This is a genomic window from Phyllobacterium phragmitis, assembly GCF_002980495.1.
In the GTDB taxonomy this organism is placed as follows: Bacteria; Pseudomonadota; Alphaproteobacteria; order Rhizobiales; family Rhizobiaceae; genus Paramesorhizobium; species Paramesorhizobium phragmitis.
In genome coordinates this window covers 105,376-126,255 of the sequence record NZ_PVBR01000006.1, presented here as the reverse complement: position 1 = coordinate 126,255, position 20,880 = coordinate 105,376, and the positions used below count along the sequence as shown (strand labels likewise).

Here is a 20,880-nt window from a genome sequence, read left to right as displayed (position 1 = left end):
CGGCGGCGCCGTCAGTTCATGGGTTGACCGTACAGAATACCCCCGTCATTCCATTGACGGTTCAAATCCCGGTCAAGAGCAATGGACGTCGAAGGTCCGAAGTGCCGGTCGTAAATATCGGCGTAGTTTCCGACCTGCTTGACGATATTGTAGCTCCATTTTTGATCGAGCCCGAGCTTTGCGCCGTTATCGCCGATCATGCCGACAAGGGTCTGGATGTCAGGATCGTCGGACTTCAACATCTCATCGACATTCGCCTGAAATACCTTCATCTCTTCCGCGTTGAATGTCGCATAGACCACCCATTTGACGATGTCATACCATTGGTCGTCACCCTGCCGCACAGCCATGGCCAGCGGCTCCTTGGAATAGATGCCTTCGAGAAGAACGTGGTCGGCAGGATTAGGCGTATCGACGGCTCGCACGCCCGGAAGAGCGGCCTTGTCTTTCGCCAGCGCATCACAGCGTCCGGTGACATAGGCATCCACCAACTGCTTGTTGTTCTCGATCACCACAGGCGTGTATTTCAGGCCGCGCGCGGCGAAAATCTGGGCGATATTACGCTCGGTCGTGCTTCCCGGGGCCATGCAGATGACCGCGCCATCGAGATCCTTGACTTCCTTCACGCCGGAGTCGGCGCGCACGAGGAAGCCCGTGCCGGTGTAGAAGATCGGCGGCGCGAAGTTGAGACCGAGTGCTGTATCGCGCGACAGATTGGCCGTCACGTTGCGAGCGAGAACATCGACCTCACCGGACTGGATCGCCGGGAACCGCTGCTGTGATGACAGCGGCACATAGCGAACCTTATTGGCGTCTCCTAGCACGGCCGCAGCAACCGCCTTGCAATAATCGACCTCGAAACCTTCCCATACACCCTTGCTGTCGGGTGCAGCGAAGCCGTGACGTGCCGGGTGAACGCCGCACAAGACGAGGTCACGTTCCTTGACCTGTTTGAGCGTGTCGCCATTGGCGGCAAAGACAGAAAATGGGGGCAAAGTCGCCAGTGCGACAGTTGCGGCGAGTAGGCATGCTTTCAAATTACGCATTTTATCCCCTCTTGTTATACAGCGGCAGTTCAGCCCTTTCCTCAAGGCTTTAACCGGCAGTTGACGTGCCGCTGGTCTTTGTATACAAATGTTTTCAGTTGGATGCAACTATGATTTTTAAACGGCCCTTCAAATCAGCGAGAGCAACCAGAATGCAGAAAAACTTAGGCCAGGAAACAGTTATTGCGCATTGTGGACGCCAGCCGGAGAAACATCACGGGGCTGTGAGCACTCCTGTTTATCGTGCATCGACCATCCTTTTCCCGACACTTGCAGAGCTCGACGCGAAGGACAGCGCAAAACTGCGATATGGCCGCAGAGGCACTCCCACAACCCATTCTCTGGAAGATGCAATCTGCGCTCTGGAAGAGGCGGATGCTGCACTGATTGCCCCATCCGGCGTCATGGCGCTTTCTGTCGTGTTGATGTCATTTGCCGATCAGGCGGCTCATTTTCTCGTCAGCGACAACAGCTACGGTCCCACCCGAAAATTCTGCAGCCAGTTGCTCACCCGGTTCGGTATCGAAACCACATATTACGATCCCGCCATCGGTGCGGGCATCGAGTCATTGATCCGCCCCGAAACGCGGTTGATCTGGATGGAGTCGCCCGGCTCCCAGACCTTCGAAATCCAGGACGTCACCGCGATTACCGAAGTGGCCCGCAGGAAGGGTGTTGTAACCGCTATCGATAACACATGGTCCGGTGGTTATTTTTGCAAGCCGATCACCCAGGGCGTTGACATCTCGTTGCAGGCAGGCACCAAATACGTCTCCGGTCATAGCGACATCATGCTCGGAACGATCGCATGTACCTCGACCATTTATGAGAGACTGCGCGAAACTTATCTGCGCTTCGGCGTGTGCATCAGCCCTGATGATGCGTTCCTGGCCCTTCGCGGCATAAGAACACTCGGCGTCCGCATGCGTCAACACGAAGCCAACGCGCTTGAGGTCGCCGATTGGCTCGAAAATCAGGAGCAGGTCATCCGCATCATGCACCCGGCCCGCGCCAACGATCCGTATCACGATCTTTGGAAGCGGCATTTCACCGGCTCCTCCGGTCTCTTCGGGTTCGTTATCCGCGAGACGGACCGCAAGGCATTGGCCCGCATGTTCGATGGCTTTCACCTGTTCGGTATGGGCTCGAGTTGGGGAGGTTTCGAAAGCCTCATGGTTCCCAGCAACCCGTCGGTCTATCGCACGGCCACGCAATGGGCGCCCGGCGGGCAGACGGTCCGTATCCATGTCGGTCTCGAGGACCCCAAGGATCTCATCAACGAAATCGCGTCTGGATTTGGGCGGTTGAAAAACTAGAGCATAAACACTCGCCAGCCAGCGAAAGTTAGAAAATCCGTTGCATACAATCACTCAAACGTTAGAACACCGGCAAAGGTGGATGTTACCGAGAATGGATGCTTCGATGGATCTGAAAATTGATGGCGAGCCTGAAAAAAGCTCCCCCTTGGAGCTTCTGCTCAAGGCCATAGAGCGAGGCGATCTTCCGCCGGGCACGCGCTTGCGTGAGACGGACCTCGCTTCACAGCTCGGTGTAAGCCGGACGCCGGTCAGAGAGGCTCTCCATCGCCTGCATGCCATGGGACTGGCTGACCATGGCTCACAACGCGGACTCGTCGTCGCTCAGATTTCCTACGATCAGACCCGCCAGTTGTTCGCCGTACGCGAAGGCTTGGAGGGAATGGCGACACGGCTGGCCGCACAGCACGCGTCTCGGTACGAGATAGACGTGATGAAGCAAATGGTGAAAAACGACGTCGGTATTACGGATGCGGTGCGGCTCAGCGAAATGAACAAGCAACTGCATCGTTACATCGCCAACGCATCGCACAACCAATATATGATCGACGCGCTGAATAATTTGCGGATACACCTAAGCTTATTGCCTGCTTCGACCTATGCCCTGGCGGAGCGGATCAAAAGCGCGCAGCAGGAACATGAAGAAATAGTAGCCGCCATTGCTCAAGGCGATGGCGATGCCGCAGAGGCTGCGGCCCGTCGCCATGTCGCCAACGGTTATCGAATTAGACTTGAGATGACGCGGGTCTGACAGCTGCTTAGCTGGCGTTGGCACCAAGGGAGTTCATGCGCCGAACGCAACAATAGGTCCATTATTCGCATTTCACAGAAGGACCGTTTTTCAGCTAAGTCTAAGCAAGAGGAGCGTTGCCTGCGATTGGAGTAGCTGGGCGGCTTGGAGGACATCATGACATCTCTATTTGGAGCTACATCACGCGTTGTGATGACGATCTCGCTTGCCTATTTGCTAGCACCATCCGCTTTCGCCGCACCGCAAGATGCAGCCGGCCTGTGTTCAGCGATAGCCGCATCATCAATCCCCGCGTCAAGAATAAGTCTACCCACCACTGGCGCCAAGATCCAGTCAGCGACGCTGGTCGGCGCTTCGGATCCAGTCAACCAAAATGGCGAATATTGCAAGGTTATCGGGCAGATCAAACCGGACGATCCGAAGGCTCCGGATATCATCTGGCAGGTCAACCTGCCGACGGCATGGAACGGAAAGCTGTTGCAATATGGCGGAGGCGGCTACAACGGCAGCCTACCGCCAACCACGGACAAAACGACTTTAGGACTGGATATTGCGCCGACGCCTCTGGCGCAGGGCTATGTCACCTTCGGCAGCGATTCCGGCCATCAGGCCCCGAATGCAGATGACGCCTCATTCGCCAAGAACGACGAGGCGATGCTGAACTACGGGTATATGCATATCAAGAAAGTGCTTGATGTGGCGAAGGTCCTGGTTGCCGAGCGATACGAGAAGCCTGTTACTCGCGTCTACTTCCAAGGCGGATCGACCGGCGGACGTGAAGGATTGACAGCAGCGTCCCGCTGGCCGGAATCCTATGACGGCATTTTGACCAACTACCCAACGGCAAACTTCGTTGGGCTTCGGCTCTGGGGAGCCGGTCTGGCGCGGGCCGTTTACGACGACAGTTCCGCAGGTTGGATTCCGCCCAAGCTTGTGGAAAGAATTGCGAAAGAGGCCTTGAAATCATGTGACGGCCTTGATGGCGCTGAAGATGGCCTCGTCAGCAACATGCAGGGATGCCGTGCTCAATCCGCAGCTCTGGTCGAGAGCCTTGCCTGCAAGGCATATGTGACGGGAAACCCTGATGGGTGTCTGACGAAAGCGCAGATCGACAAAACGCTGAAGATTTATCATGAAGGCTATTCGCTGCCTTACCAGTTGGCGAACGGCATCGACACCTACCCCGGCTATAATAGCCTGGAGGGTATCATGATGCATCTGGGATCGGAGCCGCAGATGCGAACACCTCCCGTCTCCGGACCGAATGCGCATCACTCGAGCCGCTCCTTCGAATTCCTGCAGAATTTCGTGCAGCGCGATCAGCCCCTCGACCTGCTTTCCTTCGACATTCGCCAGCCCGGAAAACTCCAGGATAGAATCGTCGAGCTATCCGAGGCTATTGGTGCAACGAGAACGGATTGGTCTGCCTTCAGCGATCGGGGCGGCAAGATCATTTGGCTTCAGGGCAATGACGACCCGAGTGTCAGCCCGCTGGGCAATACCAAACTATTCGAGTCCATTGTCTCGAAGATGGGCAAAGACAAGGTCAAGAGCTTCATGCGCTTCTACCTCGTACCCGGTCTGGCGCATGGTGGGGGTCGTTTTTCGCCAACTTGGGACAATCTGACCGCGCTTGATAATTGGGTGGAACATAGTGTGCCACCATCCAATCCGATTGTCGTGGACGCAACGAAGTCATCCACAAAAGGCCGCACCAGACCGCTTTGCGAATATCCAAGCTGGCCGAAATACAAAGGCAATGGCGATATGGCACTCGCTTCGAGCTTCAGTTGCTCCAGCGATTAACGCCGGCCGCGCCAAACAAACAATCAACATTCATCGGGAGGATTAGAATGACAGCAGGCCCAAATCTATCGCGACGCTCCGTTCTTGCCGCCTCGGCAGCATCGACCTTTGCCGCGATCAGCCTTGGCGGACAGACCGCTGCGGCGGCAGATTCAACGCCGTGTGCCGCCGCAGGAAAACCATGGAAAACCTCGGGTGACGTTGCATCGGCTGGCTGGTCTTCAGTAAAACTGGCGGAGATGGAGACAAGACTCTATCCGATGGCCACCACTTCTATGATGGTGGTTCAAGGCGGAGAAGTTGTTTATCGCTACGGCAATCTGTCTGATGTGAGTTACCTTGCTTCCGCTCGAAAAAGCATATTATCCATGCTGTTCGGGCGCTATGTTGCTGAGGGGAAGATCGATCTCGACATGACGATCGGAGAGATCGGCATCGGAGAAGATGATGGTCTTCTACCTTTGGAAAAGACCGCCAAGGTCAAAGACCTCCTGACATCGAGTTCAGGCGTCTATCATGCGGCAGGAAGTCCAGGTGGCAACGAAAACACACCGGAACGCGGGAAGACAAACCCAGGCTCGGTCTTTCTCTACAACAACTGGGACTTCAACGTCCTGGGCGCAATCTTCGAGAAGCGCACTGGAAAGACGGTGTTCCAGGCACTGAAGGAGGATTTGGCGGAGCCATTGGGCTTCGAGGATTTCGATTTCGATCGCCAGCGGATGATGGGCTACGAAAATCAATCGCGTTATCTCGCATACCATCTCTTTCTATCCGCCCGCGATATGGCGCGTCTTGGACAGCTGATGCTTCAAGGCGGAAAATGGGACGGAAAAACCATCGTGCCGGAGAACTGGATCGCCGAAAGCACGAAAATGCGGTTTACGCCGGAGCAGACCAAGAGCAAGGAAGGACTTGGTTATGCTTATCTATGGTGGATACCAACGTCCAGCGATCCTGCCTTCAAGGGCTCCTACCTGATGAACGGCAACTTTGGACAGTTTGTTCTATGCCTTCCCGCCATCGACACCGTCATCGTGCATCGCCGCGCCGTCACGGACGAATTTTCAGTCGCTAGAAATCTTGGAAAGACCACATACGAGCCGGCAAAGGTCGCAGCCAGCGATTTCCTGAAGATTGCCGAGTCCGTCGTGGCTGCCAGAATATAATGTCAGCTCAGCACCCGGAAATTTGACCACTTCTCTCCCGTCCGTTCTGCCGGTCAGGAACAGAACGGGGGCCGACTAATCTTCCTTTTGCAGCAAGTACCGCTTGCACGATTGCGCTCAAGCAAGCGAGCTTCTGTTTTTCGAAACATTATCCGTGCAATTATGATCACGGTAAAGTTTCGTGGACGCGGGCACGGTTTGTCATGCAACGGTTTCAATTGGGATCAATCGATCTTAATCTTCTAAAAGTCATCTATGCGCTGGTCGTGAAGGATAACATGACCGCAGCTGGCGAATATATCGGCCTCTCTCAACCTGCCATGAGCCATGCTTTGAAACGCGTACGTGCCATAACCGGCGATGAACTGTTCAAGAAGACCTCCGGGGGCTTCGTCATGACTCGATTTTGCACAGAGATTTTTCCAGCGGTGCGACGCATCATCGAGGACACGGAGTCCGTGATGCTACAACGGCTGACGTTTGAGCCGGCAACATCCCATCGTTCCTTCAGAATTGGCATGAACGATTACTTTTCAGTCGTACTTATGCCGCGCTTGGTGGAACGCGTTCGTTCCAAGGCGGAACACTGCGTTTTAGAAGTCATTCACATGCCAAGAACTGGTGTTGCTAATAATCGGAATTTTCTTCCGGTGGTACAGGAACATCTCGATGAGGGCACCATCGACGTGGCTGTCATGACTGCGGACAATTTTCCCGCCCGGTATCGCTGTGCGTCTCTCTTTACCGAACGACGGGTTTGTATCATGTCGGCGCATAATCCTGCAGCGAAAGACCCGCTAACACTCGCCGCTTTGCTATCGCTCGGCCATGTGAAGGTGACGTCTGCGCCAAGTCGGCGAGGATGGATCGACGAACGGCTCGATTCCATGGGTCTGGAGCGCAGGGTGGTGGCTGTCGTACCGCACTTTTCTGCAGCCGTTGCCATCGTTGCTCGCAGCGAGCTCGTTGCCATAATGCCGGAAAGTGTTGCTAAGCTTTTCGAACGTTCGCACGAGCTGTTATTGCTGGAATCGCCTTTTGCAGCGGAAAAGCAATCCACCAGCATGATCTGGCTTGCCGAAAAGGAGCGCGATCCGGCAAGCCTCTGGTTGCGTGAACAGATTTCCGCCTGCTTTACAGAAGATCTGTCTTAACAGGCGCATCTGCCAGGGAGCTTCCGTTATCGAGTACCGAGTTTCGCCTTGATGAATTGGTCGGCAACACCCAGGAAATTTTCCATGGTGACTGCAGGCAATTCTTCCTTGAAGCTACCGTCGTTGCGCGCGATTGCCAGATCGTCAGGAATAGCGCGTCTATTGACGAACACCATATCCAGCGCAGGCATGCACAAGATGAACTGTCCGAAATGGCCAGCGGCGACAGAGGCGCCTTCCCATTCAGGCGTGTCCTTCGTGACAACAGGAATCCACCAGAGGTAACTGTAGCCGGCAATCCGAGATTTTTCGCTCTCATTCATCTTGTCAGCGGGAACATGAATGCGCGTGCTTTCCGCTACCCAATCGGCCGGTACGATTTGCTCGTCGCGCCAATGACCGTTCCGCACCATCGTCAGACCCAGCCGGGCCATATCCCTGGCGGAGAGAAAGAAGTGATAGGCTAGATAACGGGAGGCTCCCTCATATCCCATCATGCGCTGGCGCGAGGGGTCAAAATCCTGCATGCTCATCGGACCCGCAAAATCTTCCTCGAAAGCCTTGAATACGTTGCGGCCAGTCAGTTGCTCGAAGGCAGCGCCAAGAGCGTTGAAATCCCAGTTGTTATAATGGAAATAGGCACCAGGCTTTTTCGAGCCGCGCTTAGGTATATTCTTCGTATTGCTGCCCGGACTTCCTGGCTGATGATATACACCCGAACTGCTGATAAGGAGATCATGCAGAGTCGCTGTCTTTTCAATGGGGAGGAGGCCGTGGTCTTCGTCGATATCGAGATCCGCCATCGTCAGATTGAGATCGATTTTCCCTTCGGCCACGGCTTTGCCCATGAGCATCGAGAGGATGCTTTTTCTGGTCGACGCAAGATAGCTCACCTCGGAAACATCGCCATAGGTGTACAGAGCTCGCCCGTTAGCGACCGCCATGAAGGAAGTGGTCGGCAAGCCCTCAAGCATGGCATCGACCTTCTGTCGCACATCGGCAGAGAGGCCGTGTTCTTCAGGAGCGTCGACCATCGCCCACTCATGGGCGGGAAATTCATTGGTGACGGGTTGGGACTGGCGTTCCAGAGGTACTGAAACAGACATATTGCATCCTTTTAACGTTCAAGTTTTTCGATTGTGGGAGGTTCAATCGTTCAGATGGCAGGCACTTTTGTGCCCTGGGCCAATGAGTCTAAGTTCCGACCTCTCGACGCGGCACCGCTCCATCGCCATCGGACAGCGGGGGTGAAAATGGCATCCCGACGGAGGCGAAAGCGGGCTCGCGATTTCCCCCTCGATCGCTGAAAAGCGCCGTTGAACGGGATCGAGACTGGGCCGCTCCTGAAGAAGGGCGCGCGTATAGGGATGGTTTGGATGCGAAAACAGTTCGCCGACCGCTGCCTCCTCGACTACGCGTCCCAGATACATCACCATAACACGATCGGAGATGTGCTCTACGACAGAGAGGTCGTGGCTGATGAACAGATAGGTAAGATCCAGCTGTTCTCTCAGATCAAGAAACAGATTGAGGATTTGCGCCTGTATCGAAACATCGAGCGCCGCAACGGACTCGTCGCAGATCAGCATATCGGGCTGAACCGCCAGTGCACGGGCGATCCCGATGCGCTGGCGCTGCCCCCCGCTGAACTGATGCGGAAAACGACCGGCCATGGATGGATCGAGCCCCGACCGCTGCATCTGCTGGCTGACATAGTCATCCAGCTCACGTGCCGTTGTCATGCCGTGGTGAAGGGGAGCAGCTCCGATGATTTCCCGCACACGCTGCCGCGGATTGAGCGAAGACGACGGGTCCTGAAAGATCATCTGGACCTTTAATCGCGCTTCATCGGCGCTCTTTCCGGGCATCTCATCCAGCTGCTTGCCTCGGAACAGGACCGAGCCTTCGGAGGCCTGAAGAAGACCGGCCACCACTCGACCGAGAGTGGATTTGCCGCAGCCCGACTCTCCAACAATCCCGACGACCTCACCTTCTGCCACGGTGAGACTAACGTCATCCAGAGCGCGTACGACCGGATTTGGAGCTTTCAGGCCCATCAATTCCGCGCCGCGCTCCACCACACCGGACATGCGACTGAAGCGCTTGCTGACATTACGCACTTCCAATCGATTGCTCACGATGGCGCTCCTTCCATAACGGGGTGAAAACAGCGAAGAAGGCGCCCCTCTACGGCTTCAAGCGCCGGAGGGTCGAAACAAATCTCCGTTGCGGACGAACAGCGGGGACGGAACGCGCAGCCTTTCGGCATATTGGCGACAGACGGGGTAGTGCCCGATATCTGCTTTAGCCTGGAACCCCGCTCGTTATGAGCAGGAAGGCTCGCAATGAGGCCATTCGTGTACGGATGCAAAGGCCGTCTCAGCAGGTCGGCCGTAGAGCCCTGCTCTACGATGCGTCCCGCATACATCACCGACAGCTTTTCCGCCAAGCCGGCAACAACCGAAAGATCATGCGTGACCCATATCAAGGCCATCCCTTTTTCTCGGGCGAGTTTCTGGACGATCGAGAGAATTTGCGCCTGAATCGTAACATCCAGCGCAGTCGTCGGCTCATCGGCGATGATGAGATCAGGCGACATGAGAAGGGCGATAGCTATAGCCACGCGCTGCCGCATGCCGCCGGAGAATTGATGCGGATAAGCGCTCAGGCGTTCTTCGGGGCTTGGAATGCCAACCATGCCCAATGCATCTCGTGCGCGTTCCCATGCGGCCTGTTTGCTGACGGATTCGTGCGTGCGCACCGCCTCCATCATCTGCGTATCGATGCGCAGAACAGGATTGAGCGTTGACATCGGATCCTGGAAGATCATGGCGATACGATTGCCGCGGATAGATCGCAGCTCCTTTTGCGAGAGCTTGCGCAGGTCCCGCCCCTTGAACAGGATCTGGCCGCCCGTGACCTGCACGGGCTTGTCAAGCAAGCCCATGATGGAGAGACCCGTTACGGATTTGCCGGATCCGGATTCTCCAACGAGACCCATGACTTCGCCGGCAGCGAGGTTGAGATTGATATCATCGATAAGGGTGACGTTGCCTTGTTCGGTCACGACCTCGGTCTTCAAACCGTTAATCTCAAGCATGGCACTCATCTCCGTGCAGCCTTCGGATCCAGTAACTGGCGCAGACGATCCCCAACGAGGTTGATGGCAAAGATCGTGACAAGGAGTGCAATGCCGGGAAAAAGGGCGATCCAGTAGGTACCTGAAAGCATGAACTCGTATCCGCTGGAGATCAGGAGCCCAAGCGAGGGCTCGGTCACCGGCACACCCAGACCGAGAAAGCTCAATGTCGCCTCGAGTGTAATGGCGCGGGCCACCTGCATGGTCAGCAGCACGACGAGCGGCGAAAGACAGTTCGGCAGCAGTTGGCGGAACAGGATGTTGCGATGCGGCAGACGAAGTGAGCGCGCTGCCTCGACATATTCCCGGCGAAGCTCTGTCAAAGCAGCGCCGCGAGCCGTGCGGGCATAGGTTGCCCATTCCACCAGAACGATCGCGAAGACCACATTGCCGATGCTCTTGCCGAGAAGTGCTAGGATCAGCAACGCGGCAAGAATTGTTGGAAAGGAAAGCTGAAGATCGACAAGCCGCATCATTGCGTTTTCAACCCGCCCACCAACATAGGCAGCCGTCAGTCCGAATGCGGTACCGATGATGAAGGCGAGCGCGGCGGAGCCCAGCCCAACGATCAAGCTTATTCGCAGGCCGTAGAGGATGGCCGACAGCATGTCCCGGCCCTGATCATCCGAACCGAACAGGAAAGTAAAGCCCGCAGAAGACCCGGTGCCTGGGGCCATCCGCCCGTCCATGATGTCCAGTTGCATCAGATCGTAAGGGTTTTGGGGAGATAGATAAGGCGCGAATACGGCCATCAAGACAATCAGAGTAATCAGCACCAGCCCGAGAACCGCGAGAGGCGATCTTGAAAACTGGCGTATGAACTGCAGCCCTGCCCGAAATTTCGTGGAGTTCATAACCGTTTGCACGTCATTCTCCCTGAAGCCTGATGCGTGGATCGAGCAGCCTATAAGTGACATCCACGACGAGGTTGATAATGACGAACATGATGACCACGAGCATGAGGTAAGCCACGATCACGGGACGATCGAGTGCGGCGATGCTGTCGATGATGATCTTGCCAACCCCAGGCCAAGCGAAGATGGTTTCTGTCACGACCGAAAATGCAATCGTCTGACCGATATCAAGACCAACCACGGTGACGACGGGGATCATCACATTTTTCAGCACATGGACGCTGAGAATGCGCCTTGGCGACAGACCTTTTGCCCGGGCAAATCTTACATATTCGCTCGACATCGCCTCACGTACGCCCGCTTCGGTCAGGCGCGTTACCATCGAGATATTGAAAAGAGAGAGGCTGACGGCAGGCAGAAGCATATGGCGCAGTCCATCCAACGTGACGAAGGACCAGGGTATCCCAAAGATGATTTCTGTTGCTCCACGCCCCGAACTTGGAAGCCAGCCAAGCTGGACGCTGAAGATCATGATGAGCAGGATCGCGATCCAGAAAATCGGCAGGCTGAAGCCGAAGATCGAACCAATCATGATTATGCGGGCAAAAAGACTGTCAGGCTTCCAGCCTGCGGCCAATCCGAGCGGCACGCCCACGATCAGCGACAGCAAGACGGCCGCGAAGGCGAGTTCCAGCGTTGCGGGCAAACGAGACAGGATCAATTCGACCGCTGGCTCCTTATAGACGTAACTCACGCCGAGATTGCCCTGCAGGAGCCCTTTCAGGAACAGGAAGAACTGCTCGTACAAAGGCCGGTCGAGGCCGAGATCCGCGATCAATCGCAGGCGATCGTCGTGGGTTGCTTCAGGCGGAAGCAGCGTTTCTATCGGACTGCCAATCAAGTGAAGACCGACGAAAACAATCAGGGCCATTGCGAGAGCGACCAGGATCGCTTGCAACAGGCGCTGGATAATCCACAGGGTCATGATACCCTCTTGCTCTTGATAAGATGCTGACCAACCGCTTCGGTAAGGGGGTAAGGTCTTGCAAACGCATTATCGCCGACAATCGCGTGTAACGACTTCGCCAGCCAAATCGCGAGGAAAGCAGGCTGGCGCTAAGGCCGCCAGCCGCTCATCTCACGGTTTACTCGGAAATGTCCTTGGCGAGTGTGCGCTCATCAATGCGCGGTGCATAAGAAAGACCCTTGCGCAGGACCCAAGCATTGCTCTGCTGGTAGAGTGGAATAATGGCTCCATCATTCACTGCAACCTTTACAGCCTCGATAAGGGCGCCTTCACGCGCCTTGTCATCGTAGATTGTCATTGCCCTGGAAACGAGATCATCAAGCGTCGGATTGGAATAACCACTATCATTGGCCGCTCCCAGCCCACGTTTTGGATCGACGGTGCCTAGAACGTTGACCAGCATGGAACTGGCATCATAGGTTGCATTTCCAAGACCCAGAAGCTTCATGGCGAACTCCGACTTGCGTGACGAGAAGGTCGTCCACGGAAGAGCTTCCACATTCGTCTTCACGCCAATTCTCGTCCACATCTGTGCAACAGCCTGCACCACGGCGGGGGCGTTCGGGTAGCGATCGTTCGGCACGTGAACCGTCAGTTGAAAGCCGTTCGGGTACCCGGCGTCCGCCAACAGCTTCTTTGCCTCAATAGGATCGGGCTTCGGCGGCTGAATATCGGGAGTATAAGAGAAAGCACCCTTGGGTAGCCACTGTCCGGCGGCCGTCGCGGTACCTTCCATGATCTTCTCGACAATGCCTTCGCGGTTGATCGCCACTGAGAGCGCATTGCGAACTCGTGGATCAGCAAGAGGATTTGCCTCCAACGCTTCTCCGTTCGATCCCTTTACGTTGGCCTTCCACGCATCGCCGGAAGTTGATGGCGCAAGATAAATGACCCGTAGGCCTGGGGTAGTGACGAACGAGAGATTGGCCGTGGTTTTGAAGCGCTTGATATCCGTCGCTGCTGGCGCGTCAATCACATCGACATCACCTGCCAAAGCCGAAGTTGTACGAGCGCTTGCGCTTGAAAGCATGCGGTAAGTCGCGTGATCCCAGGCAACCTTTTTTCCCCACCAATCGGAATTGCGCTCCAGTGCAACTTCTATGCCCTGCTTGAATGTCGTGAAACGAAATGCCCCCGTACCGATTGCTGCCTTACCGGAATTGTAATCTGCGGTGTCAACGCCCTCTCCCGCATGGCGAGACACGATAGCAATATTTGCGAGATCGCCTGGAAGCGTCGGTGCCGGTGCCTTGGTGTGGATAATGACTGCCAGGTCCCCATCGGCCTCGACGCTCGCGATATTACGCATGAAACCACCAAAGCCGCCCGGGCTGTTCGGCACGCTTCCAGCACGACTCAACGTGAAAAGGACATCATCTGAGGTGAAGGGCTTTCCATCGTGCCACATCACACCTTCGCGAAGAGCGAAGCGCCATTTTGTCTCGGAGACGGATCCCCACTTCGTGGCCAGACCTTCAACGAGTTGTCCCTCGGCAGTGCGCTCGGTCAGTCTGTCGAAAATCTGCATCGCGATCGAGTTGTTGGGCGAGGCATTATAGAAATGCGGATCGATAGACGTTACCGTGCCACTGAGGCCGATCGTCAGGTCCTTGGCCATAACGGGGCTTGCGACAACGCCGACCATGCCAGCCAGAAGAATTATTCTCGTTTTCATTTTTTCTGTTCCCTTCTTGTCTCGGACGCAACGAGTCACGAACGAATTTTACCCAATATCAACGGACATAAAGATTTAACAAATGAATGTTTTTTGCGATAATTATTCTCCTAGCGAATAACGCATGATTTAATTCGGCTTGTCGGCACCAGCATGGTTTGGCGTAAATACCGGAGGACAGGGCTCGTTCGCGTGTGCTCGGCCCAACTACTCATCCTCGAGAATTAGCGCGTTTAGCTTAGCGAGGGATCTTTCGTGCGGCGGTGTATCTGACAATCATCGTGACATTAGGCGCCTTTGTTCTTTCCAAGATTCTCGGCCTGGTTCTGGCCTTCATGGGAGTGAACGGCATCTGCTCACTCTCTGCCATCAGCCGCGTGTTCATGTTCGTCGTTGAAGGCATCCCGGGTCTTGTCACCCTATTCTGCATCTACTTCGTCTTTCCCGATCTCGGCCTGTCGCTCACAGCAGTCCAGGCGGCGATCCGGAAGACGAGTCGCTCACCAGATGTTGGGCAGTGATCTCGGCAAGACGGTCTATTCGGAACTCAGTTTCGGCACCCGCCCGTTCTTCAACGGCAAGCCATGGTTCCTTCCACTGGCCGTCTGGTACTATGGCATGTTGGACAAGTGGAACCAGCACTGACATCACATCATTATTTTTCCGTCTGTCCGTGCTGCGCTTCGACGCGCACGGGGATTTTTAAAATGTACTTTGCAAACGCCAGAATGCCATAGCGCCCATCCGCATGATTTGCTTAATCGGCAGCCCTCAACGCATTTTCTACCTGATTTTTGCCATCATACAGCACCGCCAAGGCCAATCTCCCGACTACTATGGAACCAGTTTAGCCCACGCCCTCCCATTGCTTCAAAGCGAGATATTGAAAACCTGCGATGCATGAAGTCGAAATCCTCGAAAAACTGGTTTCATTCCGCTCGGTTGTCGGAACACCGAATGGAGATATCGTTGAGTGGGTCACGAGTTATCTGAGGGGTCTGGGTGCCAAGGTTCATGTCCTTCCCGGCCCGGAAGGCGATAGGAGCAATCTGTTTGCCACGATCGGCCCAAAAGATCGCAGCGGATATATTCTGTCGGGACATCTGGATGTCGTGTCGGCTATAGAACCAGACTGGATTGGAGACCCATTCAGGTTGCGGTCAGAAGGCAATCGCTTACATGGTCGCGGCGCAACGGACATGAAAGGATTTCTCGCTGCAGCACTCGCGGCAGCATCCAAGGTGGACGCAAATTCGCTCGTCAAGCCGATACATTTCGCATTCTCTTATGATGAGGAAGCCACGTGCCACGGCGTTCCCCATCTGATCGAGCGTTTACCTGAGCTGTGCCAGCCGCCGCTCGGCGCAATCATCGGCGAGCCGAGTGGTATGCAGCCGATCCTTGCGCATAAGGGCAAGGCAGCGGCACGCATCACCGTACGTGGCAAGTCGGGGCACTCTTCACGGCCCGATCAGGGGCTAAATGCGATCCACGGCGCAACCGCCATTCTGGTTCAGGCGGTAAAGTCATCCGAGACTCTCTCTCATGGCCCTTTCGATGCGACATTCGAGCCACCCTATTCTTCCCTTCAGGTCGGCACCCTGAAGGGTGGTACCGCTCTCAACATCATTCCTGACATTTGCGAGTTCCAGCTTGAGGCACGGGCGATTGCCGGATGCGATCCGCGCAGCTTGCTGTCCGATATCCGGCAGGCCGCCGACGCCCTTCAGGCTCAAGGATATGATGTGGAATGGACGGAGACCGGCGCTTATCCTCCCCTGTCTCTTTTGGCAGACTCGGCTTTGGCGGCCCTTGTTACCGCACTCTCGGGCAAAGCGCCGCTGGCCGCTGTCAGCTACGGTACGGAAGCCGGTCTATTCCAGCAGGCGGGCATCGATTCCATCATCTGTGGCCCGGGGAATATTTCACGTGCCCACAAGCCGAACGAATACATTCTGATCGAAGAGCTCTCGGCATGCGTGGCCATGATCGACGCGCTTTCCCGACATTGCTGTGGATAGAAGGGCCCAACAATGACACTGCTCTGTAACATGGACGAAGCCCGCGCAGCAGCCTTTGCGAAGGTTTTTCAATCTTCTCTGCGGGACATTCCGCTCTCGCTCGACGCGGCTTCGGTAGAACCGGAGGACGTGCGTTATCTTCTCAGTTGGAAAGTGCCGGACAATATCGCCCGTTATACCAATCTCGAAGTGATGTTCTGCACCAGTGCCGGGATAGATCAGATATCTTTCGACAGTCTGCCAACCACCGTTAAGCTGGTGCGCATGGTGGAAGATGGCATCATCCGCATGATGCAGGAATATGTCACGCTTTCTGTTCTGATGCTTCACCGCAACTTCATTCAATATGGGCATCATCAGAAGCAGGCTCTCTGGCAGTCTATCCCTCAACCGCAGGCGACTAAGCGGCGTATTGGCATTCTCGGTCTTGGCGTTCTCGCACAGGCCGTCATCGAGCGTCTCACGCCCTTCGGCTTTCCGATTTCCAGCTGGAGCCGAAGCGCAAAGACCATTCCCGGTGTGGCCTGCCTCAGCGGCGACGAGGGTTTTTCGCAGCTGATTTCGACCAGCGATATCCTGATCTGCCTTCTGCCGCTGACCGACGAGACGGCCGGTCTGCTCGACGCCGAACTTTTCTCGCAAATGCCGAAGGGCGCATCCCTCGTCCATGTCGGTCGTGGCGGTCAGCTCGACCATCAGGCCCTGCTCGAAGCACTCGATCAGGATCATCTTTCGGCTGCCATACTCGACGTGACGGAGCCCGAGCCTTTGCCGAGCGACCACGCCGTCTGGTCGCACCCGAAAATCACGTTGACACCGCATATCGCCAGCGTCACCCAGCCGGCCAGCGCAGCACTTGCCGTCAGCGACAATATCCGCCGCCATCTTCAGGGGCACGACTTGATTGGCCTCGTCGACCGCAATCGCAACTATTGAGCCAACAGGAAGACAATCCATGACCTATATTCAGAAAATCGCGCATAACCCGACCTTCGCCCCCAAGGAAGCAGTGCCCGTGCCGGAGCGTCTGATCTCCGGCGACCCGCATTTCAAAAGCTGGCCGATGGACGAGTCCAAAGACGGTTTGGTGAAGACGGGCGTGTGGGAAGCGACGCCGGGTGTCACCCACTCCATCAAGGGGGAAACCTATGAGTTCTGCCATCTGCTCTCCGGCGTGATCGAACTGACCCCGAAGGATGGCGAGCCAGTCATCTACCGGGCAGGTGACAGCTTCGTGATGAAGCCGGGCTTCATCGGCATCTGGAAGACCATCGAGACAGTGCGCAAGATTTACGTCGTCGTCTCCTAAGTGCTCACGGCCAAAGGGATTGCTGCCATGAAAAGCTACAACATCGCTCTCATTCCGGCAGACGGCATCGGTCCGCAAGTGGTCGAAGCGGCCTGGGCGGTGTTGAGCAAGGTTGCAGGACAAAGTGGTTTCGGTCTGTCTGCGACCAGATTTCCCTGGTCCTGCGCCTACTACAAGGAAAATGGTCGGATGATGCCGGCCGATGGTATCGAGACATTGCGCAGTTTCGATGCCATCCTCCTCGGATCCGTCGGATGGCCGGCAGAGGTACCGGATTCCGTATCGCTGCACGGTTTGCTGCTGACGATCCGCAAGGCTTTCGACCAATATGCAAACGTCCGGCCTCACCGCTTGCTGCCCGGCGTCGATGGTCCGCTGAAGGCCACCGAGTTCGACATTCTCTGCATTCGCGAAAATACCGAGGGCGAATATTCCGGCGCGGGTGGACGGGTGCATCAAGGCACTCCAGCCGAAGTGGTTGTCGAGACCTCGATATTCACCCGCCGCGGCGTGGAGCGCATTCTCCGCTATGGCTTCGAGCAGGCCCGTCGGCGACGCGGCCGTCTGGCCTCCGTGACCAAGTCAAATGCGCAGAGACATTCGATGGTGTTCTGGGATGAAGTCACGCGAGAACTGGCCGCAGAATATGGCGATGTCGCGGTCACCTCCTATCACGTCGATGCGCTGGCCGCACGGATGATCATGGCGCCGGAAAGCCTCGACGTCATTGTCGCGTCGAACCTCTTCGGCGATATCCTGACCGACATGGGAGCGGCCATACAGGGTGGGTTGGGATTTGCCGCATCGGCCAATATCAGCCCGGACCGGTCGCTGCCTTCGATGTTCGAACCCGTGCATGGTTCGGCCCCCGACATTGCCCATCTCGATGTTGCAAACCCGATTGCCACCATCTGGTCTGCTGCAATGATGCTGGAGCATCTGGGAGAAAAGCAGGCGGCAGACAGGGTGATGGCCGCCATTGCGACCGCAACCGCGAAGGATATCGGCATCCGGCCGGGCAAGGACAAGACCTCGGTCATTACCGCTGCAGTGCTGGAAGCACTGGATTGATTTTAGGAGATTTACGATGGAAGCATTGACGGACACAGATCTTCTTCGCCAGAGTGCGCTCGTGGCCGGAGATTGGGTTGCATCCCATTCGGGCAGGACGCTGGATGTCATCAATCCGGCGACGGGCCTGGTGATCGGCTCCGTGCCGGACATGGGAGAAAGCGACACCAGAGCCGCTATCGCTGCCGCCAACGCAGCCTATGCCGGCTGGAAAAGCAAAACTGCAGCAGAGCGCGCGGCCCGACTTGAGGCCTGGCATGCCCTCATGCTGGCTCATATGGACGACCTGGCCCTTATTTTAACCTGCGAGCAGGGCAAACCACTGGCCGAAGCAAGGGGCGAGATCGCCTATGGCGCATCTTTCGTAAAATGGTTCGCGGAAGAGGCACGCCGCATCTCCGGGGCAACGGTACCGGCGCCGACGCCCGACCGACGTATCGTCGTGCTCAAGCAGCCTGTCGGCGTCTGCGGCATCATTACCCCATGGAATTTCCCAAATGCCATGATCACGCGCAAGGTCGCACCGGCGCTTGCCGCCGGATGCACCGTGGTCATCAAGCCATCCGAACTGACCCCCTTCTCCGCACTCGCGCTTGGCGTGCTTGCAGAGCGCGCGGGCATTCCACACGGCGTGATCAACATCGTGACCGGTATGCCGAGCGGAATCGGGCAGGAAATCATGGCCAATGAGACCGTGCGCAAGATTTCCTTCACGGGCTCTACCCGCGTTGGCGCGCTACTCATGAAAGGGGCCGCCGACAGCATCAAACGGCTGTCACTGGAGCTTGGAGGCAATGCCCCCTTCATCGTTTTCGATGACGCCGATCTCGATCTGGCCGTCGAGGGCGCCCTGATCTCGAAATTCCGCAATGGCGGCCAGACCTGTGTCTGCGCCAACCGCATTCTCGTACACAGCGCCGTCTATGACGAGTTTGCAGCGAAGCTGACCAAACGCGTTGATGCCATGAAGGTCGGTTCCGGCACCTCCGACGGCGTTTCCATCGGCCCGATGATCAACAGCGCGGCAATCGACAAGATCGAGCGACACGTCAAGGATGCTGTGGACAAAGGTGCCAAGGTCGTCACCGCCGAGCGCGCGCTGGAGGCAGGATCGAACTATGTCGCGCCCGTGGTTCTGATCGGGGCGACGACCGATATGCTTCTTGCGCAGGAAGAGACCTTCGGACCCGTTGCTCCGCTGTTCCGTTTCGAAACCGAAGAAGAGGCGCTCGAAATAGCAAATGGAACGCCTTTCGGTTTGGCCTCCTATTTCTACACCGAAAGCCTCAGCCGGGCATGGCGCGTCGGTGAGGCTCTGGAATTCGGCATGGTCGGGCTGAACACCGGTGCCATTTCCATGGAGGTCGCACCCTTCGGCGGCGTCAAGCAATCGGGCCTGGGCCGTGAAGGCGGCCAGATTGGCATCGAAGAATATCTTGAGGTCAAAGCCTTCCATATGGGCGGTCTGCGGTAACGCAGATCAACCCAGCTCCCGTAGCCGGGGCTCTTTTCAGCAATCAATTGAACGGCCCGCCCCCGCGAAAATCGGTGGCGGGCCGTTCTGATTCAATTGCTGTGCCGTGGAAAATTGCGCTTCCGTCTCAGGACGACCTTCGGTGCCCCATGACGGTGATCGCACCACCCGCCAGAACGAACGGCAAGGCCACCATGAAGGCAGACGTCATGGGTTGGTTGAAGAACAAAAGGTCGGCCATCAGCGGCCAGATAATGGCGAAATAGTCGAAAGGTGCGAGGAAGGACGCTTCCGCGTGGCGGAAGGCAATCGTATTGGCGATATGCGCCAGGCCGCCGAAGATACCGGCCATCACCAGCAGCACGAAACCGGTGCCATCCGGCATGGTCCACCCGAATGGCAAGGTGGCTAACCCACAGGCCATAGATGTCAGAACGAAATAAAAGGCTATGGCGCCCGTGCTTTCGGTACGGCTCAAGGTGCGTACCGTAATCAGCGCGAATGCCGTCAATACCCCGGTCAGAAGTCCAAATATGTACCCTAACAACTGATCTCCAGCCATGTGGTCGCCATCCAGTTCAGGCCAGAACAGCACCAGCACCCCGGCAAAGCCGATGATGACGCCGCCCGCCCGCGTCACCGTCAAACGCTCCGAGAGAATGAACACGGCAGCAAGGGCCATGAAGATGGGCGAAAGATAGCCCAGAAGCGTCGCCTCGGCGAGCGGCAGCCGGGCAATGGAGGCGAAGGACGTGAACATCGCCGCAGCGCCAAGTCCGGAGCGAAGCAGATGGCCGAGTGGCCGCCGTGTGGCGAGCCCGGAGGGGAACTCCGAGCGCAGCCACAGGAAGATGACCAGGGGTATGAGCGCAAACAGCGACCGGTAGAACACGATTTCACCCAGCGGCGTGGTGTCGGAGAGGCTTTTCACGCAGATCGACATGGCCGCAAACAGCAGCCCTGCCAGCACTCTGAGAACGGCACCCGACCAAGGTCGGCTATCCACTTGTTCCGCTGCGCCCGTTGCGCTCATATGCTTTTCCTTGATGGACGACGGCGGATCGGTCT

General features: G+C 56.5%; 20 protein-coding genes. 12 read left to right on the top strand and 8 right to left on the bottom strand.

Annotated features, from left to right (window positions below):
- Positions 1–11: 11 nt before the first annotated feature.
- A complete protein-coding gene (locus C5748_RS10150; protein WP_105741823.1) occupies positions 12–1,046 on the bottom strand; it encodes an amino acid ABC transporter substrate-binding protein in 1,035 nt (344 codons plus the stop codon).
- Between the two features lie 65 nt (positions 1,047–1,111).
- Here C5748_RS10150 and metC point away from each other — a divergent pair, with 65 nt between their 5' ends.
- The 5 genes from metC to C5748_RS10125 all read left to right on the top strand — a co-directional run bounded on the left by metC (position 1,112) and on the right by C5748_RS10125 (position 7,242).
- On the top strand, positions 1,112–2,362 hold the full coding sequence (gene metC / locus C5748_RS10145; RefSeq protein WP_245428972.1) for a cystathionine beta-lyase: 1,251 nt from the start codon (positions 1,112–1,114) through the stop codon (positions 2,360–2,362).
- Positions 2,363–2,468: 106 nt separating this feature from the next.
- Complete coding sequence (locus C5748_RS10140; protein WP_105741965.1) at positions 2,469–3,113, top strand: GntR family transcriptional regulator; 645 nt, start codon at positions 2,469–2,471, stop codon at positions 3,111–3,113.
- A gap of 192 nt (positions 3,114–3,305) precedes the next feature.
- A complete protein-coding gene (locus C5748_RS10135) occupies positions 3,306–4,919 on the top strand; it encodes a tannase/feruloyl esterase family alpha/beta hydrolase (protein ID WP_245428969.1) in 1,614 nt (537 codons plus the stop codon).
- Between the two features lie 47 nt (positions 4,920–4,966).
- Positions 4,967–6,088 carry a serine hydrolase domain-containing protein gene (locus C5748_RS10130; protein WP_105741820.1) on the top strand — a complete coding sequence of 374 codons (1,122 nt, stop codon included), beginning with the start codon at positions 4,967–4,969 and terminating at the stop codon, positions 6,086–6,088.
- A gap of 203 nt (positions 6,089–6,291) precedes the next feature.
- Positions 6,292–7,242 (top strand): LysR family transcriptional regulator, encoded by a 951-nt coding sequence (locus C5748_RS10125; RefSeq protein ID WP_105741819.1) that lies wholly within the window; start codon positions 6,292–6,294, stop codon positions 7,240–7,242.
- Positions 7,243–7,268: 26 nt separating this feature from the next.
- On the opposite strand, the gene C5748_RS10120 is transcribed toward C5748_RS10125, so the two are convergent.
- The 6 genes from C5748_RS10120 to C5748_RS10095 form a co-directional block, all read right to left on the bottom strand.
- Positions 7,269–8,348, bottom strand: a complete 1,080-nt coding sequence (locus tag C5748_RS10120) for a serine hydrolase domain-containing protein (RefSeq protein WP_105741818.1) — start codon at positions 8,346–8,348, stop codon at positions 7,269–7,271.
- 42 nt (positions 8,349–8,390) lie between these two features.
- Complete coding sequence (locus tag C5748_RS10115; protein ID WP_245428994.1) at positions 8,391–9,332, bottom strand: ABC transporter ATP-binding protein; 942 nt, start codon at positions 9,330–9,332, stop codon at positions 8,391–8,393.
- A gap of 44 nt (positions 9,333–9,376) precedes the next feature.
- Positions 9,377–10,351 (bottom strand): ABC transporter ATP-binding protein, encoded by a 975-nt coding sequence (locus C5748_RS10110; RefSeq protein WP_105741816.1) that lies wholly within the window; start codon positions 10,349–10,351, stop codon positions 9,377–9,379.
- Positions 10,348–11,235 (bottom strand): ABC transporter permease, encoded by an 888-nt coding sequence (locus C5748_RS10105; RefSeq protein ID WP_105741815.1) that lies wholly within the window; start codon positions 11,233–11,235, stop codon positions 10,348–10,350. Before C5748_RS10105 ends, C5748_RS10110 begins: the two co-directional genes overlap by 4 nt.
- A 13-nt stretch (positions 11,236–11,248) precedes the next feature.
- A complete protein-coding gene (locus tag C5748_RS10100; RefSeq protein ID WP_199194752.1) occupies positions 11,249–12,220 on the bottom strand; it encodes an ABC transporter permease in 972 nt (323 codons plus the stop codon).
- Positions 12,221–12,380: 160 nt separating this feature from the next.
- Complete coding sequence (locus C5748_RS10095) at positions 12,381–13,937, bottom strand: ABC transporter substrate-binding protein (RefSeq protein WP_105741814.1); 1,557 nt, start codon at positions 13,935–13,937, stop codon at positions 12,381–12,383.
- Between the two features lie 263 nt (positions 13,938–14,200).
- Here C5748_RS10095 and C5748_RS10090 point away from each other — a divergent pair, with 263 nt between their 5' ends.
- The 7 genes from C5748_RS10090 (at position 14,201) to C5748_RS10060 (ending at position 19,812) form a co-directional block, all read left to right on the top strand.
- Positions 14,201–14,458, top strand: a complete 258-nt coding sequence (locus tag C5748_RS10090; protein WP_245428967.1) for an ABC transporter permease subunit — start codon at positions 14,201–14,203, stop codon at positions 14,456–14,458.
- The gene (locus C5748_RS10085) at positions 14,445–14,582 is read left to right on the top strand and encodes a hypothetical protein (protein ID WP_245428964.1); all 138 of its coding nucleotides are present in this window, start codon (positions 14,445–14,447) and stop codon (positions 14,580–14,582) included. The genes C5748_RS10090 and C5748_RS10085 overlap by 14 nt, the downstream gene beginning before the upstream one ends.
- Before the next feature lie 251 nt (positions 14,583–14,833).
- Positions 14,834–15,958, top strand: coding sequence for an acetylornithine deacetylase (gene argE / locus C5748_RS10080; RefSeq protein ID WP_105741812.1), 1,125 nt, complete (start codon positions 14,834–14,836; stop codon positions 15,956–15,958).
- A gap of 12 nt (positions 15,959–15,970) precedes the next feature.
- The gene (locus tag C5748_RS10075; RefSeq protein WP_105741811.1) at positions 15,971–16,894 is read left to right on the top strand and encodes a 2-hydroxyacid dehydrogenase; all 924 of its coding nucleotides are present in this window, start codon (positions 15,971–15,973) and stop codon (positions 16,892–16,894) included.
- Between the two features lie 19 nt (positions 16,895–16,913).
- Positions 16,914–17,267, top strand: a complete 354-nt coding sequence (locus C5748_RS10070) for a cupin domain-containing protein (protein ID WP_105741810.1) — start codon at positions 16,914–16,916, stop codon at positions 17,265–17,267.
- Between the two features lie 27 nt (positions 17,268–17,294).
- Complete coding sequence (locus tag C5748_RS10065; protein ID WP_105741963.1) at positions 17,295–18,338, top strand: tartrate dehydrogenase; 1,044 nt, start codon at positions 17,295–17,297, stop codon at positions 18,336–18,338.
- 16 nt (positions 18,339–18,354) lie between these two features.
- On the top strand, positions 18,355–19,812 hold the full coding sequence (locus tag C5748_RS10060) for an NAD-dependent succinate-semialdehyde dehydrogenase (protein ID WP_105741809.1): 1,458 nt from the start codon (positions 18,355–18,357) through the stop codon (positions 19,810–19,812).
- Positions 19,813–19,939: 127 nt separating this feature from the next.
- Here C5748_RS10060 and C5748_RS10055 read toward each other — a convergent pair whose 3' ends face one another.
- On the bottom strand, positions 19,940–20,845 hold the full coding sequence (locus tag C5748_RS10055) for a DMT family transporter (protein ID WP_105741808.1): 906 nt from the start codon (positions 20,843–20,845) through the stop codon (positions 19,940–19,942).
- Between the last annotated feature and the right edge of the window lie 35 nt (positions 20,846–20,880).